The organism is Pseudomonas sp. Irchel 3E13 (assembly GCF_900187455.1).
Taxonomy (GTDB): Bacteria; Pseudomonadota; Gammaproteobacteria; order Pseudomonadales; family Pseudomonadaceae; genus Aquipseudomonas.
The window spans coordinates 120,316-136,101 of the sequence record NZ_FYDX01000019.1 but is presented as its reverse complement, the minus strand read 5'-3'; the positions used below and the strand labels follow the sequence as shown (position 1 = coordinate 136,101).

Sequence of the window (15,786 nt, the reverse complement as noted above, 5' to 3'; positions counted from 1 at the left end):
TTCTGGTGGAGCTGGGCAAGCGGCGGATGGTCGGGGGGCAGGAGGACATGATTGTGGATGTGGCGCTGGATCTGCTGGCTCGGCGGAATTAGCCGAAATCGCGAGCAAGCTCGCTCCTACAGGGGGGCTTGCGTACGCAGGTCCCTTGTAGCCAAAAACAAAGACCTCTACAACAATAAATCGAGGTACATCCCATGACCGGGATAACCGCAACAAATCGCGTGCAACTCGCCACCACCATCGCTCTGTGCTTCCTGGTGGCACTGATGGAAGGTCTCGACCTGCAGGCCGCCGGCATCGCCGCGCAAGGTATGGCCGCGGCCTTCGGGCTGGACAAGATGCAGATGGGCTGGGTGTTCAGCGCCGGGATTCTCGGCCTGTTGCCCGGCGCGTTCGTCGGCGGCTGGCTGGCCGACCGGATCGGCCGCAAGCGGGTATTGATGGCTGCCGTGGCGCTGTTCGGCCTGTTCTCGCTGGTGACCGCTGTGGCCTGGGATTTCCATAGTCTGGTGGCCGCCCGCTGCCTGACCGGCATCGGCCTCGGCGCTGCGCTGCCGAACCTGATCGCACTGACCTCCGAAGCCGCCGGCCCGCGCCTGCGCGGCACGGCGGTGAGCATGATGTATTGCGGCGTGCCGCTGGGCGCGGCACTGGCCGCGGTCATCGGCATCATCGGCTTTTCCGGCGGCTGGAAAGTGGTGTTCTACGTCGGCGGCCTGGTGCCGCTGCTGATCGTGCCGCTGCTCGGGCGCTACCTGCCGGAGTCGGCGCAGTTCCAGGCCCGCCAGGCCGAGACCGCCAGCGTCGAGGAACACGGCGTCTGGCACGGGCTGTTTCGCAACGGCGCGGCGCCGGCCACCTTGCTGCTGTGGCTGAGCTATTTCTTCACCCTCATGGTGGTCTACATCCTGGTCAACTGGCTGCCGAGCCTGCTGGTCGCCCAAGGCTTCGATTCGCGGCAGGCGAGTTGGGTGATGCTGGCGCTGCAACTGGGCGCGGCGGTAGGCACGCTGGCGCTGGGCGCGCTGATGGACCGTCTGCCTGCGTGGGCCATGGCGCTGCTGATTTATGTCGGCATCCTCGGTTCGCTGGCGGCGCTGGGCCTGGCCAATGCGTTGCCCGGCATGCTGGTGGCCGGCTTTGTCGCCGGGCTGTTCGCCACGGGCGGGCAGGGCGTGCTCTATGCCTTTACGCCGCTGTTCTATCCGACCCGCATGCGCGCCACCGGCGTGGGTTCGGCGGTCGCGGTGGGGCGGCTTGGCGCCATGAGCGGTCCGCTGATCGCCGGCAAGATGCTGGCGCTGGGCACGGGCACGGCGGGTGTGATGCTGGCCTCGGCGCCGGGCATCGTGCTGGCCGCGGCAGCGATGTTCTGCCTGTCGCAACGCAGCCGACAGGCCGACTGATTACCTCACTCCATTTCCCGCGCCAGGTCGCTGGCGCGGGTTCGCTTACAACAACAATAAAGTGAATGACCATGCCTGCATTTCTGCTCCGGGCGTTCGGCCTGTGGTTGCCGTTCGTCCTGATTTCCAACGCCTGCGCCGCAGGTTTCGTCGAGGACAGCAAAGCCAGCCTGACCGCCCGCAACTACTACTTCGATCGCGACTACAAAGGCACGTCGGCCCAGTCCGCTGCGCGCGAGTGGGCCCAGGGTTTTATCGTCCGCTTCAACTCGGGCTTCACCGAAGGCCCGGTGGGCTTCGGGCTCAACGCGCAGGGCATGTTGGGGATCAAGCTGGATTCCTCGCCCGACCGCGTCGGAACCGGTCTGCTGCCCTACGACCCGGCGACCCGCGAGCCCGACGATAACTATTCGGAACTCGGCCTCACCGCCAAGATGAAAATCTCGAAGACCGAGTTGCAGGCCGGCACCATCAGCACCCTGTTGCCGGTGATGTTCGCCAGCCCCAGCCGCCTGTTGCCGCAGACCCTGCGTGGCACCTACCTGCGCTCCGAGGACATCGACGGCTTCACCCTGCACGCCGGCTGGCTTGATCGAATGAACCAGCGGGATTCCAGCAACTATCAGAAATTCACCGTCGCCGCGCCCAATGGCCGCTTCAACGGCAAGGCCGAGTCGGACCAGTTTCTGTTCCTCGGCGCGGACTGGCGCTGGTCTGATGCGCTGACCCTGAAGTACTACCACGCGGCTTTGCAGGATCTGTATCGCAAGGACTTCGTCGGCTTCGAGCACGTGACGCCGGTGGGCGCCGGCAAGCTGAAGAGCGACGTGCGTTATTTCATGGCTGGCGAGGACGGTGCGGCCAAGGCGGGGCGTGTGGATAACCGCAATCTGGCGGCGATGTTCAGCTATGCGCTGGGCGCCCACACCTTCGGTGCCGGCTACATGCACCTCAGTGGCGACAGCGCCATGCCTTATGTGGCGGGCACCGAGCCGCTGGTGATTACCGAGGGCTCGCTGAGTTCGGAGTTCATCAACGCGGATGAGCGCAGTTGGCAGGTGAAGTACGACTATGACTTCGGCGCGATGGGGGCGCCCGGCCTGAAAGGCATGCTGCGCTACATCGATGGCAGCAACATCAGCCTGCCGACCGCGCTGGGCGGCGATGACCGGCACGAGCGGGAAACTGATGTCGAAGTCTCCTACGTGCTGCAGTCCGGAACCTTCAAGGGTGTGGGATTGCGGGTGCGGCATGCCTGGTACCGCAATGACTTCGCCCCGGCGGCGACCTTCAGGGACGGCAATGAACTGCGGGTGAATGTGGATTACACGATTGCGCTGTGGTGATGGTTTCTGACTGAGCGCGACGGTTCGGTGTGCCGAGCCGTCGCGAACGTCTGGGCATCAGGCCCGCTCGCCGCACAGGTCCAGCGCGAACCAATGCCGCGCGGTGCCCAGGTCCAGCCCGGCGCCGAGCAGGGCGAACAGTTTGCCCAAGGCCGCCTCGCGGGTCATGCCACCGGCTGAAACCAGCCCGGTATCCCGCAGCCGGCTGCCGGCGGCGTAGGTGTCGAACACCACGCTGCCTTCCGCGCACTGGCTGATCGCCGCGACCAGCACGCCGCGCTTGCCGGCGTCGCGCAGGGCATCGAGCAGCGCGTCGTCATCCGATGGGCCGGTGCCGCTGCCGTAGCACTCCAGCAGCAATCCCTTCACGCCGGTCTTCACCAGCGCCTCGACGTGCGCCGCCTGCAGGCCGGGATACACCGGCACCACCGCGAGGTTCACGGCGATGCGCGGCTGGCAGTAGCTCAGCACCGCGGGCACTTCAGCGGCGCGTTCGCCTTCGCGATGACGGGGCAGGGCGGCGAAGGCGTCAAAGGCTTCGCTGCGCAATTTGCTGGCGCGCACGCCGGACATCAGCTTGCCGGCGAAGAACAACTGCACGCCGCTTTCCACGCCCGCGGCAAACAACGCCAGGGCGCCGCCGAGGTTGTCCCAGGCATCGCTGTCCGGCGCGCCGGCCGGCAGCATCGAGCCGGTCAGCACCACCGGCACGTCCAGGCCAAGCAGCAGGAACGACAGCGCCGCGGCGCTGTAGGCCAAGGTGTCGGTGCCGTGCAGCAGCAGGACGCCATCGTGGCCATCCTGTTTTACCGCCTCGACGATGGCATCGCGCATCGCCAGCCAGTTCGCCTGCTGCATGTTGGCGCTGTCGAGCAGCGGCGCCATTTCGCGCAGTGTCCAGTGCGGGCAGGGTGTCTCGGGATGCTGTTCGAGCCAGGCACGCATGCGCGCGTCGAAGCCACCCGCCGGTGCCAGGCCCTGAGGGGTTTCCAGCATGCCGATGGTGCCGCCGGTGTAGAGGACAAGAAGGTTCTTTACTGCGCGCATGGGGGTATTCCGGAGCATGAAAAGAAAAATCGGGGCAAAAAAAAGCCGCCCGCGAAGGGGCGGCTTTCTTGTCGAGCGACAGCCAGGAAGGCTTAGCGCTGGGTTTGCGCGTTGCCTACCGCGACTGCACGATCGGTCTCGGCTTCGGTCTTGGTGATGCTCGGCCAGGCGTCACGGTCCAGGTCCAGGTCAGCGAATTTCGCCGAGTCGAACACTGGCTGCTTGATGCCGGCCTTGCGCTGCTCGTCGTAGTCACGCATCACCCGCAGGCCGATGTTGAACAGCATGGCCAGGGCGATCAGGTTGACGAAGGCCAGGCAGGTCATGGTGATGTCGGCGAAGGCGAACACGGTGGACAGGTTCTGCACCGAACCCCAGACGATCAGGGCCAGGACCAGACCACGGTAGGCCATCAGCACCACGCGGTTGCGGGTCAGGAACTGCAGGCTGGTTTCGCCCAGGTAGTAGTTGTAGAGAATGCAGGTGAAGACGAACAGCGACAGCGCGACGCTGACGAACAGACGACCCCAGTCACCGACGACCGCCGCCAGGGAGTTCTGGGTCAGGACGATGCCGTCACCTTCGAAGCCCGGGGTGTAGAAGCCCGACAGCAGGATCAGCAGCGCGGTGCAGGTGCAGATGACGAAGGTGTCGAGGAACACGCTGAACGCCTGGACCACACCTTGGGCGCCAGGGTGTTTCACCGCGGCCACGGCGGCGACGTTCGGTGCGCTGCCGAGGCCAGCTTCGTTGGCGAACACGCCACGTTTCACGCCCATGACGATGGCGCTGCCGAGCAGGCCGGCGAAGGCGGGGTCAAGACCGAAGGCGCTTTTGAAGATGGTTTCCAGCATCGCCGGGACGTGGTCGATCTGGCTGCCGATCACGTACAGGGTGACGCCGATGTAGGCCAGGGTCTTGACCGGAACCAGCAGGTCGGACACCGCGGCGATACGCTTGATGCCACCGAGGAACACGATTGCCAGCAGCACGGCCAGGGCGATGCCGGTGTGGCTTGGGTCGAAGCCGAAGGCGTTTTGCAGCGAGTGGGTCACGGTGTAGGACTGCAGGCCGTTGAAGGCGAAGCCGTAGGTCACCAGCAGCAGGATCGAGAACACCACCGCCATGCTTTTCAGCTTCAGGCCGTGCTGGATGTAGTACGCCGGGCCGCCGCGGTACAGGCCATCGCCATCGGCGCGCTTGTAGACCTGGGCCAGGGTGCATTCGAAGAAGCTGCTGGACATGCCGACCAGTGCGGTGACCCACATCCAGAACACGGCACCCGGGCCGCCGAGGGTCACGGCGATACCGACACCGGCGATGTTACCGGCACCGACACGACCGGCCAGGCTCAGCATCAGCGCCTGGAAAGAGCTCAGTTGGCCAGCCTGGCCGCGCAACGATTCCTTGAACACACTGAACATGTGGCCGAAATGGCGGAATTGGACGAAACGGGAGCGGAGGGTGAAATAGCTGCCCAGTCCGACGATAAGCACGATGAGGAGTTTCCCCGAGAGGAAATCGTTGAGCGCTTCGAGCATGGAAGTGACCTCGGATTCTTATTCTTTGCATGAAAGACAGATCGGCCGGCGTCGACGCGCCTGGTCCGTGGGGCGCATGTTTGGCTATGACACCGGTGGTTACAATTTCGCCAGTTGCTCTCAGTTGATGCGACTTGATGCTAAACTCGCGCCCATCGCATCAGTCCGGATTTCCCCATGAGTGAACACCTTGGTCCGAACCTCAAGTTGGCCTGCAGCCACTACCGCTCTATTTCCGAGGTTTGCCGGCAGCTCTCGATCAACCGGGCGCAGTTCAACAAGTACCTGAGCGGCCAGAGCCAGCCGACGGCCTACAACCTCAAGCGCATCGGTGATTTCTTCGGTGTCGAGGATTACGAGTTGTGCCTGCCGCCGGAGCAGTTCGCCCGCCTGATCGGTGCGCGCAGCAGCAGCCTCAACCTGCCGGCCAAAAACGACCCGCTGCTGGAGTTGCTGCGTCCGTTGCGCGAGCACAGTGGCAACCTGTCGCGCTACTGCGGTTACTACTTCGAGTACTCCAACTGCATGTCGGTGCCGGGCAATGTCCTGCTGTCGCTGGTGCATTTGCGCGAGGAGAACGGCAATTTCCTGTTTGAACGCCAGGAGCGCCAGGAGCGCTCCAGCAGCACCGATGTGCAAGCCGAGGACTGGGTGCGTTGCCGTTACCTGGGCGCCGCATTCCAGTTGCAGGATCGGCTGTTTCTGCTGGATTACGAGTCACTGACCGTCAACGAGATGAGCCAGACCATCCTGATTCCCAGCTTCAAGAGCCGCATCACCCGCCTCAATGGCCTCAAGACCGGTGTGTCCAGCGGCGACCGACGCACCCCGGCCTGCACCCGGGTGGTCTGGGAATACCTGGGCCCGGAGATCAACCGCATCAACGCCTATCGCCAGGTGAAGCTGTATCGCCCGGACGATCCGCGCATCGACGACGACGTGCGTGAACGGCTGACCGCCGGGCCGATCAGCAACGGTCTGTTCGAGATCGAGTAAGCGTTACGGCCATTGGTGCGCGACCCACTCCACCAGCGGGTTGCCGGCATCGAGAAACAGCTTCATCGCCATCACACAGCAGACGAAGACCACCAGCGGGCGGATCAGCCGCGGCCCGAAGTACACCGCGCAGCGTGCCCCGAATTGCGCGCCGAGCATGGCGCAGAACGCCATCGCCAGGGCCAGCGGCCAGAGAATGGTGCCGGTCGAGGCGAACACCGACAGGGCACCGAGGTTGCACGCGGCGTTCAACAGTTTGCTGTTGCCCACCGCACGCAGCATGCCCTGGCCGAGCAGCAGCATGAACGCCAGCATGAAGAACGAGCCGACCCCGGGGCCGAACACGCCGTCATAGAAACCGATCAGCGGGGCGATCAGCAGGCAGAACAGGCTGATGGAGATCCGCGGCGTGCGCATCTGCTGATCGTCCAGCCGGGGGCTGAAGGCGAACCAGGCGGCGACCACCACCAGCAGCACCGGCACGCAGGCCTGCAGCAGGTCTTTCGGCACCAGGCTGACCGACAGTGCGCCCAAGGCGCCACCGGCAAAAGCCATCAGCGCCATTGGCCAGCCGCTGCGCCAGTCGAGCATGCCGCGGCGGGAGAAGGCGACGGTGGCCGAGACGGTGGCACTGGCGGCCTGGAACTTGTTGGTGGCCAGCGCCGCCAGCGGATCGATACCGACGAGAAACAGCATGGGCAGGGTGATCAGCCCGCCGCCACCAGCAATGGCGTCGAAAAAGCCGGCCAGCAGGGCGAGACCGGAGAGGGCGAGCAATAGCGTCAGATCGACTTCGAGCATGTGTGAGGAACTCCAGACCATTCAGCCGCGGACCAGCAGCGGGTCTTCCTTGATGACCAGGGGGCGGGCGAAACGCGAATAGCCGAACAGCCGCACCAGCAGGCGGCGGTTGTCTTGCAGCAGTTCGCGGCCATGCAGCGCGCGGGTGTTGTTGACCAGCAGAACGCTGTCCGGCTGCAGCACGAATTCCAGCGGCGGGGTCTGCGCCAGGCGTGCCTTGAAGGCATCGAACGCCCGTGCTGCGGCGTCGCTGGCCTGCTCGTTGACGGAAAAACGGTAAGCGTTGTAACGCACGCTGAACCCGCCCTGTTCGTCGAACTGGACGATGGAGGTGGCGTGGCCGGCGTCGCCGTGACCGTCGACGAAGCATTCGCTGCGAGTGAAATCGAAGGAGTTGGAGGCCAGGGCCAACACGTCCAGGCTTCCCAGCCCTTCGATGACGCTGCGCAGCGGAACGATATGGGTGGCCTCGTTCGCCGGGTTCCAGCGGGCACTCAGGATCAGCGCGGAAGGGGCGGGCGAATGGCCGTCGCGCGCCACTACCGAGCAATGGTACGGCGCCTCGGTGTGCGGTCCGAGGCGCAGGCCGGCGTGGGAGCTGAGCTCCACGGCCTCGTAGGGGTCTTCATCGGGGCGCGGTTGCTGGCCACCGCCCTTGAAATTGCCGACCAGCCGCACGTGTTTGCCGTCGTTGTCGATATCGAAGGCGAAGGCCCGGTAGTGGACCAGCTCCAGCAGCACCTGATTGCGCGAGGCGAGGTAAAGGCACGGGTGGTCCCGTTCCAGGGCCGCGAGCGCGGGCAACTGCTCGGGCAGTTCATCGTTGCGCGGTGGCAGCAAGCGGGAAAACAGCAGCACTGACAACCGGCCATCGGCGAACAGGTTGATGATGGCCTGCTGCAGCGGGCTCAGGGTTGTCTCCAGCAACCGGGCCCAGAGGCGGGCCTTGAGCGCAGCGCCGAGCACCTGCGGGCCGCCGTGGTGAGCGAGGTCCTGGCTGGCTTTGTGCAGTTGGTCGAGCTGGTCTTCATTGAAGTAGAGCGTGGCGACTTCGGAGTCCTGCATGGAGAACCTTCCTTAGCGATCTGGCGGGTTTTAGGGCATTCCACGCCCCGAATGGCTCCTGACGGCAGGACAGGTAACCGGTTAGCGCTAATTGAAGGCGGTTTTTTCAACCGTAGAAGTCAGTAGGTTCTTTTGGATTTGTAAGCTAATTCTTATTTATTGGTGTGGGAAAGCGGGCATATTGCGCCTGACGTTAAACACACTGTGTCTCGGGGCGGGTTGGACTTCCCCTGGCGGAAGCCGCAAACTACGCGCTTTCTTTTTCAATCAACCTGAGCGGACCTGCCAAACGTTATGCGAATGCGCCTGATGCTGTTGGGTGGTGGAAATGCCCTTGGGCAAGCGCTGATTCGTCTCGGGGCCGAGGAGGACATCGGCTTTCTCGCGCCGCGTCCGCCAGAGCAGGGCTGGGACACCGCCAGCCTGACCCAGTTACTCGACGACACCCGCCCGGACGCGCTGGTCAACCTGGCCTATTACTTCGACTGGTTCCAGGCCGAGTCGGTCAGCGAGCAGCGGCTGGCCGCGCAGGAGCGCTCGGTCGAGCGGCTCGCCGAGCTGTGTCAGCACCACAACATCATCCTCGTCCAGCCTTCCAGCTACCGGGTGTTCGATGGCTCGCGCGCCACCGCCTACAGCGAGAAGGACGAACCCGTGCCGCTAGGCCTGCGTGGCCAGGCGCTGTGGCGCATCGAGCAGAGCGTGCGCGCCACCTGCCCGCAGCATGTGCTGCTGCGTTTCGGCTGGGTGCTCGACGACAGCATCGACGGTGTTCTCGGTCGCTTCCTGACCCGTGCCGAAACGGCTCAGGAACTGCTGCTGGCCGACGACCGCCGCGGCAATCCGACCCCGGTGGACGACGCCGCGCGGGTGATTCTCTCAGTGCTCAAGCAACTCGATTGCGCGGCGCCGTTGTGGGGCACTTACCACTACGCCGGCAATGAGGCGACCACGCCGCTGGCGCTGGGCCAGGCGATCCTCGGCGAGGCCTCGCAATTGCGCACGCTGGCGGTCGAGAGCCCCACCCCCCAGGCCCACGCCGCGCGTTCCGACGCCAGCGAAGAACCGCAACACGCGGTGCTCGCCTGCAAGAAAATTCTCCACACCTTCGGCATCAAGCCACGCGCCTGGCGCTCCGGCCTGCCGACCCTACTGGATCGATTCTACCGTCATGGCTGATGCCCCCATTCTGATCACCGGTGGCGCCGGTTTCATCGGCTCCCACCTGTGTGATGCGCTGCTGGAAAAAGGCTACGCGGTGCGCGTGCTGGACGACCTCTCCACCGGCAAGCGCGACAACCTGCAACTGGATCACCCGAACCTGCACCTGATCGAAGGCGACGTCGCCGATGCCGCCCTGGTCAACCAGGCTGCCGCCGGTTGCCGCGCGGTGGTGCACCTGGCGGCGGTGGCCTCGGTGCAGGCCTCGGTGGAAGACCCGGTCAAGACTCACCAGAGCAACTTCATCGGCACCCTGAATGTCTGCGAGGCCATGCGCATGAACGGCATCCGCCGTGTGGTGTTTGCCTCCAGCGCTGCGGTCTACGGCAACAACGGTGAAGGCCAGTCCATCGCCGAAGATACCCCCAAGGCGCCGCTGACCCCTTATGCGGTGGACAAGCTGGCCGGCGAGCAGTACCTGGATTTCTACCGTCGTCAGCACGGTCTGGAACCGGTGGTGTTCCGCTTCTTCAACATCTTCGGGCCACGTCAGGATCCGTCCTCGCCGTATTCCGGGGTGATCAGCATCTTCTGCGAGCGCGCCTTGAGCGGCACGCCGATTACCGTGTTCGGTGATGGCGAGCAGACCCGCGACTTTTTGTATGTCGGCGACCTGGTGTCGGTGATGGTGCAGGCGCTGGAGATGGCGCAGGTGGAAGAGGGCGCGGTGAATATCGGCCTGAACCAGGCGACTTCGCTGAATCAGTTGCTGGAGGCGCTGCGCACGGTGCTGGGCGGGTTGCCCGATGTCAGCTATGGGCCGGCGCGCAGTGGTGATATCCGCCATTCGCGGGCGGACAATCAGCGCTTGCTGGCGCGTTTCGCGTTTCCGGTGGTGACGCCGTTGGCCGAGGGTCTGGCGCGGTTGTTGGGGCGCTGAGTTCGTAAAAACAGTGGGGCCGTTTTGTAGCCCCTTCGCGAGCAAGCTCGCTCCTACAGGGATTGCGTCAATTGCGACGGGGTCCTTGTAGGAGCGAGCTTGCTCGCGAAGGAGCCGCAAAACGGCCCCAACTGTTTTCGAATGCTTAGAACTTGTAACCCAGGCCAACCATGTAGACCCATGGATCGACGTCCACGTCGACCTTGGTCTTGCCGATCGACAGTGCGCTCGGGCCGTCGATGCTGGCTTCGGTGTTGATGTCGACGTACCAGATCGCGGCGTTGACCAGCAGGTGGTCGTTGACCAGATAGTCCATGCCCAGTTGGCCGGCCAGGCCTACCGAGTTCTTCAGTTTCATGTTGCTGAAGCCCTGGGCCTTGCGGTCGCTGGTCAGTTCTTCGTCGAAGAACAGGGTGTAGTTCACACCGATACCGGCGTACGGCTGGAATTTCGAGCTGGCTTCCATCGGGTAGTACTGCAGCGACAGGGTCGGTGGCAGTTGCTTGATGTCGGCAAGCTTGCCGTCCAGGCCACCGAGGCCTTTCACGCCCACTTCATGCTGGAACGGGGTGGCTGCCAGCAGCTCCAGGCCGAAGTGGTCGGTGAGCATGTAGGCGAAGGCCAGACCCAGTTGGGTGTCGCTGGTCAGGGTGGCTTTGGTGCCGGAGGCTTTGACGCCGTCGAACTTCAGCTCGCCGCTGTCTTCGTTTGGCGCGGTGGTGACGGCACCGGCGCGCAGGATGAAATCACCGGCCTGGTAGGCGTGGGCGGCAGGGGCTACAAGCGCGAGGGCAACGAGCGAGGCGCCGAGCAAAGACTTGTTCATGGAAGCTCCGGGGGACATTTGGATTCATTGGTTCCAATGTTAAGGAGCTACCGCCTCGGGAATTTTGATTCAGCTCAATGAAAGCGAAGGCGCCGGGGTGCGGGCATTCATTGTAGTTCGTAGGCGTAGATTTTCTCGGCTTCCATCTGATAACCCGCTTCGGCCAGCTCACTGGCCGACGACTGGACGCGCATCGGCCCTTCGATCCAGTACGGCTGGTACAACTCTTCGACCTTGATCCCGATCTCGCTGAACACATGCACGATCTGGTTCGACGGCGGCGGCGGCACATGAATGCAGGCGCCGTAATACGGCACCAGGAGAAACTCCGTGGTGCGACCTTCCTCGCTGACTTCCAGCGGCACGATATAGCCCGGCAGCTTGATCTGCTGGCCGTCCAGCTCCTTGACCACCGGTGCGTCCGGCACCTCCTGGCGAGCTGCTGGCGCCGCTTCGGCAGCCAGCGCATCGCCCAACTGCGAGAGTTGCGAGAGGTTGTGCAGCGGCGCCAACTGCGGCGTGATCACCGGCGCACCCGGCGGAATCAGTTGCGGCCATTCCAGGGTACGCGGCTCGCCGGCCCAGACGGGCGCGGCGATCAACAGCAGGAGCAGCAGGACACGACGCATTACAGGGTTACTCAGAGATGGATGGACAGGCCGTCGGCCAGTGACTGTCGATAGGCCCGCCAGGCAGGGATGCTGCCCATCAGCAACGCGGCGCCGAGGATGATCCCGAGCAACAGCCATTCGTGGCTGCTGGGCCAGGCCAGCGGCAGGTATAGCCCATAGTTGGCCTGCACGTAACCCTGCGCGACGGCGATACCCGCGTACAGCAAGCCCAGCCCGGCGCCGATCCCGGCCAACGCCAGGGCGAAGGCTTCGAGCACCAGCAGGCCGCCGATATGCCAGGGGCGGGCGCCCACCGAGCGCAGGATCGCCATTTCCCGACGGCGTTCGTTGAGGCTGGTGAGGATGGCGGTGAGCATGCCGATCAGCCCGGTGAGCACGACGAACAGCGAAACCACGAACAGCGCCTGTTCCGCTGTCCCCATCAGGCTCCACAACTCTTGCAAGGCCACGCCGGGAAGAATCGCCTGCAGCGGCTCATTGCGGAATTCGTTGATTTCCCGTTGCAGCGAGAAGGTCGCCACTTTGCTGTTCAGGCCGAGCATGAACGCGGTGATCGCCGTGGGCGTCAGGTCCATGTTGCGCGCCTGCTCGGCGCTGACCCGCCCGGCACCGCGGGCCGGCACGCCGTTGTGCCAGTCGATGTGAATGGCTTCCATGCCGCCGAGGCTGATGTGCAGCGTGCGGTCCACCGGTGTGCCGGTGCGCTGCAGAATGCCGACCACGGTGAACGGTTTGTCGTCGTGCTTGACCAGGCTGATGGCGGCGACGCCGTGGGCCAGCACCAGCTTGTCGCCGAGCGTGTAGTGCAGGGCTTCGGCTACTTCGGCGCCGAGCACCACCTCGAACGGGTCGCTGGCGAAGGCGCGGCCCTGGGCCAGTTGCAGGTTCTGTTTGCGGCCGTACTGGTAATGCGCGAAGTAGGCGTCGGTGGTGCCCATCACCCGGTAGCCGCGGTGCGAGTCGCCGAGGGAAATCGGGATCGCCCACTTCACCCGGCGATCGTTGGCGTAGTGCTCGAAGCTGTCCCAGCGGATGTTGTTGGTGGCGTTGCCGATGCGGAACACCGAATACAGCAGCAGGTTCACCGAACCGGAGCGGGCGCCGACGATCAGGTCGGTGCCGCTGATGGTGCTGGCAAAGCTGGCGCGGGCCTCGGTGCGAACGCGTTCGACGGCCAGCAGCAAGCACACCGACAAGGCGATGGCGAAGGCGGTGAGAAACGCGGTGAAACGGCGGTTGGCCAGGCTGGCCAGGGCAAGACGAAGCAGGTACATCAGGCCTCCGTATCGCTGGCAGGCTGCGCCGCGCGGTTGAGTTCGGCGAGGGACAACTGGCGGTCGAACAGCGGCGCCAGGCTCTGGTCATGGCTGACGAACAACAGGCTGGAACCGGCGTCGCGACATTCGGCGAAGAGCAGGCGGATAAAGGCTTCGCGGGTGTCGGCGTCGAGTGCCGAGGTCGGTTCGTCGGCGATCACCAGTTCCGGCTGGCCGATCAGCGCGCGGGCTGCGGCCACGCGTTGCTGCTGGCCGATCGACAGGCTGTCGGCGCGGCGGGCAAGCAGCGCCGGGTCTTTCAGGCCCAGGTGCGCGAGCAGTTCGGCGGCGGCGTCTGCGATGCTGCCGAAGCGCTGCGTGGCGCGCTCGGCGCGGGCCTTGGAGAAGCGGCAGGGCAGTTCGACGTTCTCGCGCACCGAGAGAAACGGCAGCAGGTTGAACTGCTGAAAGATGTAGCCGGTGTGGTCGACGCGGAAACGGTCGCGGGCGCTCTGGCTCAGTTCGCTGAGGTTCTGGCCGAGCAGGCGGATGCTGCCGCGGTCGGCCCTCTGCACGCCGCCGAGCAGGCCCAGCAGGGTGGTCTTTCCGCTGCCGCTGGGGCCCTTGAGAAACAGCGATTCGCCGGCTTCGAGGCGCAGCGCCGGGATGTCCAGCAGGGGCGGGTGTCCCGGCCAGGCGAAGCCCAGGTCGGTCAGTTCAATCAGTGCCTGGCTCATAAATGGACGCCCGGGTTACCCCGGGCGCTTCACTGGCAAAAGGTGACTTAGAAGTTGATCGTGGCATTGCCGGGCGTGACTTCCACCCCTTGCTGGCCATTCGGTCCGATCAGTTGTAGCTGGATTTTCTGGGTGGCGGGGAAGGTCTTGAACAGCGGGGCCAGGTCGAGCGCCTTGAGCTTCTCGGGGTTGGCGCATTCCAGGCGGTAGTGCGCGTGGATGTCGCTGTGGCCGTGCTCATCGCCGTCACCATCGTCATCCTTGGCCGGCTTGTCGCCGAACAGCGGGCTTTGCAGTTCTTCGTCGCTTTCCTTGCAGTTGCCGGCGGCAGCCAGGCCGAACAGCTTCAGGGGTTGTTCAAGCTGCGCGCGTACCGCGGCGACCTTGGCTTTGTCGGCATCGCTGACGGCGGCGTGCTCGAAGCCCACCAGGTTCATCGCTGGGCTTTCCAGCTCAAGCTCGAGGACGTTGCCGTCGAGTACCGCGTTGAGGTGGGCGACGCCATGTTCGTGGGCGCCGAGGCTGCCGTGAGCGTGGTCATGGTCATGCTCGTGATCGTGGTCGTCGTGGGCCATCACGGCCAGGGGCAGCAGGGCGAAAGGCAAGGCAAGCAACAGGCGACGCATGGCGGAACTCCGGAGCGGGCTTGGAAAAGTTTTGAAATGTTATAACAAGTTCGGCGCGGCTTGCTAGGGTCCTTGGCGATCCTTCATGAGCGTGGGAGCATGGCGGTCCTGACGTGTGGAGGATGGAAACGTGCGAATTCGCGGACACATCGGCGAATGGCCGGTGGATTTGACCCTCGAACTGGATCCGGCCGAGTGGGCCAGCCTGGCGGGGCGGGTGGCGGAGCAGGCGGTGGCGCCGGTCAATGCTGCTACGCCGGCGACGCAGCCGAGGGGCGATGATGCGCAGTGGCTGGCGGCGAAGGCGTTGTTACGCAAGGCGGGTTCGCTGGACGGGCCGGCATTGCTGGAACAACTGGAGGGGCTGTCCGGCAGTACCGGAGCGGGCAAGCGGCTGCTGGTGCGGTTGCGGCACAGCAGTGAGGTGAAGGTGGAAAGCGGGGCGGATGCTCCGGTGTATCACTGGGTTGGGTGATTGAATCTTAGGGCCTCATCGCCGAACCGCAGCGATGAGACCCCGCCTGACTCAATACAGAGCAGCAAACAACTTGCGACGGTAAACGCCCACCAGCGGATGGTCATTGCCCAGCAACTCGAACACCTGCAGCAGGGTCTTGTGCGGCAGCCCGTTTTCATAGCCGCGATTGCGCTTGAACAGCTTCAACAACCCATCCAGCGCCGCCTCGTACTGCTGGCGCGACAACTGCTGGATGGTCAGTTGATACGCCGCTTCATCGTCTTCGGCGTTCTGCGCCAGACGGGTTTTCAGGTCTGCCACTTCCGGCAGGCTCTGTGCCTGGCGCAGGAACGTCAGTTGCGCCTTGGCACCGGCCAGCGCGGCCTTGTGCTCATCGCTCTTTACCGCGTCCAGCACGGTTTGCGCTTCACCCAGCTCGCCACGCTCGGCCAGGCAGCGACCGTAGAGAATCAGCGCGCCGGCGTTGCTGTTGTCTTCGCTCAGCAGGGTCTTGAGGGTGGCTTCAGCCTCGCTGTAGCGACCGTCGGCGAATAGCGCCTGGGCCACTTCCAGTGGATCGGCGGCGGCCGGTGGCGGCATTTGCACATGGGGTTCGAGCAGGGCGCGGATGGCCGATTCCGGCTGGGCGCCGGCGAAGCCGTCCACCGGCTGGCCGTCCTTGAACAGCACCACGGTGGGCAGGCTGCGGATGCCGAAGCGGGCGACGATGTCCTGCTCCACATCGCAGTTGACCTTGGCCAGCAGCAGTTCGCCCTGGTACTCCTCGGTGATCTTCGCCAGCACCGGCATCATCGCCTTGCACGGCGCACACCAGTCGGCCCAGAAATCCACCAGCACCGGCTTGTGGTGCGAGTTGGCGATCACCACCTGATCGAAGTTGGCGACGGTGGTATCGAATATGTACGGGTTGTCCTGACTCATCTCGACT

17 protein-coding genes are annotated in these 15,786 nt (G+C 64.6%); 7 read left to right on the top strand and 10 right to left on the bottom strand.

The window, feature by feature from the left end; all coding sequences use genetic code 11:
• From CKW37_RS27795 to CKW37_RS27785, 3 genes are all read left to right on the top strand, one after another.
• Positions 1 to 92 (top strand): hypothetical protein (locus tag CKW37_RS27795; RefSeq protein WP_143501861.1); only part of this gene is annotated, 92 nt, incomplete at its 5' end.
• A 102-nt stretch (positions 93 to 194) separates the two neighbouring features.
• Entirely contained in the window at positions 195 to 1,406 is a 1,212-nt protein-coding gene (mhpT, locus tag CKW37_RS27790; RefSeq protein WP_095159393.1) for a 3-(3-hydroxy-phenyl)propionate transporter MhpT, read from the top strand.
• Positions 1,407 to 1,477: 71 nt separating this feature from the next.
• Complete coding sequence (locus CKW37_RS27785) at positions 1,478 to 2,752, top strand: OprD family porin (RefSeq protein WP_095159398.1); 1,275 nt, start codon at positions 1,478 to 1,480, stop codon at positions 2,750 to 2,752.
• A gap of 57 nt (positions 2,753 to 2,809) precedes the next feature.
• Here the strand turns inward: CKW37_RS27785 and CKW37_RS27780 are convergent, their stop codons facing one another.
• Entirely contained in the window at positions 2,810 to 3,799 is a 990-nt protein-coding gene (locus tag CKW37_RS27780; protein WP_095159392.1) for an asparaginase, read from the bottom strand.
• Positions 3,800 to 3,891: 92 nt separating this feature from the next.
• Complete coding sequence (locus CKW37_RS27775; RefSeq protein ID WP_095159391.1) at positions 3,892 to 5,340, bottom strand: sodium:alanine symporter family protein; 1,449 nt, start codon at positions 5,338 to 5,340, stop codon at positions 3,892 to 3,894.
• Between the two features lie 177 nt (positions 5,341 to 5,517).
• Between CKW37_RS27775 and CKW37_RS27770 the strand changes: the two genes are divergently transcribed.
• Entirely contained in the window at positions 5,518 to 6,336 is an 819-nt protein-coding gene (locus tag CKW37_RS27770; protein ID WP_095159390.1) for a helix-turn-helix transcriptional regulator, read from the top strand.
• A gap of 3 nt (positions 6,337 to 6,339) precedes the next feature.
• Here CKW37_RS27770 and CKW37_RS27765 read toward each other — a convergent pair whose 3' ends face one another.
• The gene (locus tag CKW37_RS27765; RefSeq protein ID WP_095159389.1) at positions 6,340 to 7,137 is read right to left on the bottom strand and encodes a TSUP family transporter; all 798 of its coding nucleotides are present in this window, start codon (positions 7,135 to 7,137) and stop codon (positions 6,340 to 6,342) included.
• A 21-nt stretch (positions 7,138 to 7,158) separates the two neighbouring features.
• Positions 7,159 to 8,202, bottom strand: a complete 1,044-nt coding sequence (locus tag CKW37_RS27760) for a TauD/TfdA family dioxygenase (RefSeq protein WP_095159388.1) — start codon at positions 8,200 to 8,202, stop codon at positions 7,159 to 7,161.
• Between the two features lie 294 nt (positions 8,203 to 8,496).
• Between CKW37_RS27760 and CKW37_RS27755 the strand changes: the two genes are divergently transcribed.
• Both CKW37_RS27755 and CKW37_RS27750 read left to right on the top strand, forming a co-directional pair.
• Complete coding sequence (locus CKW37_RS27755) at positions 8,497 to 9,381, top strand: sugar nucleotide-binding protein (protein WP_095159387.1); 885 nt, start codon at positions 8,497 to 8,499, stop codon at positions 9,379 to 9,381.
• Positions 9,374 to 10,303: an NAD-dependent epimerase/dehydratase family protein gene (locus CKW37_RS27750; RefSeq protein ID WP_095159386.1), complete on the top strand. Its 930-nt coding sequence runs from the start codon at positions 9,374 to 9,376 to the stop codon at positions 10,301 to 10,303. The genes CKW37_RS27755 and CKW37_RS27750 overlap by 8 nt, the downstream gene beginning before the upstream one ends.
• A 145-nt stretch (positions 10,304 to 10,448) precedes the next feature.
• Here CKW37_RS27750 and CKW37_RS27745 read toward each other — a convergent pair whose 3' ends face one another.
• The 5 genes from CKW37_RS27745 to CKW37_RS27725 all read right to left on the bottom strand — a co-directional run bounded on the left by CKW37_RS27745 (position 10,449) and on the right by CKW37_RS27725 (position 14,380).
• Positions 10,449 to 11,129, bottom strand: a complete 681-nt coding sequence (locus CKW37_RS27745) for an OmpW family protein (RefSeq protein ID WP_095159385.1) — start codon at positions 11,127 to 11,129, stop codon at positions 10,449 to 10,451.
• Between the two features lie 107 nt (positions 11,130 to 11,236).
• Complete coding sequence (locus tag CKW37_RS27740; protein WP_095159384.1) at positions 11,237 to 11,758, bottom strand: DUF3299 domain-containing protein; 522 nt, start codon at positions 11,756 to 11,758, stop codon at positions 11,237 to 11,239.
• 11 nt (positions 11,759 to 11,769) lie between these two features.
• Complete coding sequence (locus tag CKW37_RS27735) at positions 11,770 to 13,035, bottom strand: ABC transporter permease (protein ID WP_095159383.1); 1,266 nt, start codon at positions 13,033 to 13,035, stop codon at positions 11,770 to 11,772.
• Positions 13,035 to 13,754, bottom strand: coding sequence for an ABC transporter ATP-binding protein (locus tag CKW37_RS27730; RefSeq protein ID WP_095159382.1), 720 nt, complete (start codon positions 13,752 to 13,754; stop codon positions 13,035 to 13,037). The genes CKW37_RS27735 and CKW37_RS27730 overlap by 1 nt, the downstream gene beginning before the upstream one ends.
• A gap of 47 nt (positions 13,755 to 13,801) precedes the next feature.
• The gene (locus CKW37_RS27725) at positions 13,802 to 14,380 is read right to left on the bottom strand and encodes a DUF2796 domain-containing protein (protein WP_095159381.1); all 579 of its coding nucleotides are present in this window, start codon (positions 14,378 to 14,380) and stop codon (positions 13,802 to 13,804) included.
• Between the two features lie 130 nt (positions 14,381 to 14,510).
• Here CKW37_RS27725 and CKW37_RS27720 point away from each other — a divergent pair, with 130 nt between their 5' ends.
• Positions 14,511 to 14,855, top strand: coding sequence for a hypothetical protein (locus CKW37_RS27720; RefSeq protein ID WP_095159380.1), 345 nt, complete (start codon positions 14,511 to 14,513; stop codon positions 14,853 to 14,855).
• Positions 14,856 to 14,906: 51 nt separating this feature from the next.
• On the opposite strand, the gene trxA is transcribed toward CKW37_RS27720, so the two are convergent.
• Entirely contained in the window at positions 14,907 to 15,779 is an 873-nt protein-coding gene (gene trxA, locus CKW37_RS27715; RefSeq protein WP_095159379.1) for a thioredoxin, read from the bottom strand.
• Between the last annotated feature and the right edge of the window lie 7 nt (positions 15,780 to 15,786).

Coding starts and splice junctions, on each gene's coding strand:
- CKW37_RS27760 (WP_095159388.1), bottom strand. CDS start 8,202: ATGCAGGACTCCGAAGTCGCCACGCTCTACTTCAATGAAGACCAGCTC.
- CKW37_RS27765 (WP_095159389.1), bottom strand. CDS start 7,137: ATGCTCGAAGTCGATCTGACGCTATTGCTCGCCCTCTCCGGTCTCGCC.
- CKW37_RS27775 (WP_095159391.1), bottom strand. CDS start 5,340: ATGCTCGAAGCGCTCAACGATTTCCTCTCGGGGAAACTCCTCATCGTG.
- CKW37_RS27755 (WP_095159387.1), top strand. CDS start 8,497: ATGCGAATGCGCCTGATGCTGTTGGGTGGTGGAAATGCCCTTGGGCAA.
- CKW37_RS27740 (WP_095159384.1), bottom strand. CDS start 11,758: ATGCGTCGTGTCCTGCTGCTCCTGCTGTTGATCGCCGCGCCCGTCTGG.
- CKW37_RS27785 (WP_095159398.1), top strand. CDS start 1,478: ATGCCTGCATTTCTGCTCCGGGCGTTCGGCCTGTGGTTGCCGTTCGTC.
- CKW37_RS27780 (WP_095159392.1), bottom strand. CDS start 3,799: ATGCGCGCAGTAAAGAACCTTCTTGTCCTCTACACCGGCGGCACCATC.
- trxA (WP_095159379.1), bottom strand. CDS start 15,779: ATGAGTCAGGACAACCCGTACATATTCGATACCACCGTCGCCAACTTC.
- CKW37_RS27770 (WP_095159390.1), top strand. CDS start 5,518: ATGAGTGAACACCTTGGTCCGAACCTCAAGTTGGCCTGCAGCCACTAC.
- CKW37_RS27750 (WP_095159386.1), top strand. CDS start 9,374: ATGGCTGATGCCCCCATTCTGATCACCGGTGGCGCCGGTTTCATCGGC.
- CKW37_RS27730 (WP_095159382.1), bottom strand. CDS start 13,754: ATGAGCCAGGCACTGATTGAACTGACCGACCTGGGCTTCGCCTGGCCG.
- CKW37_RS27745 (WP_095159385.1), bottom strand. CDS start 11,129: ATGAACAAGTCTTTGCTCGGCGCCTCGCTCGTTGCCCTCGCGCTTGTA.
- mhpT (WP_095159393.1), top strand. CDS start 195: ATGACCGGGATAACCGCAACAAATCGCGTGCAACTCGCCACCACCATC.
- CKW37_RS27735 (WP_095159383.1), bottom strand. CDS start 13,035: ATGTACCTGCTTCGTCTTGCCCTGGCCAGCCTGGCCAACCGCCGTTTC.
- CKW37_RS27725 (WP_095159381.1), bottom strand. CDS start 14,380: ATGCGTCGCCTGTTGCTTGCCTTGCCTTTCGCCCTGCTGCCCCTGGCC.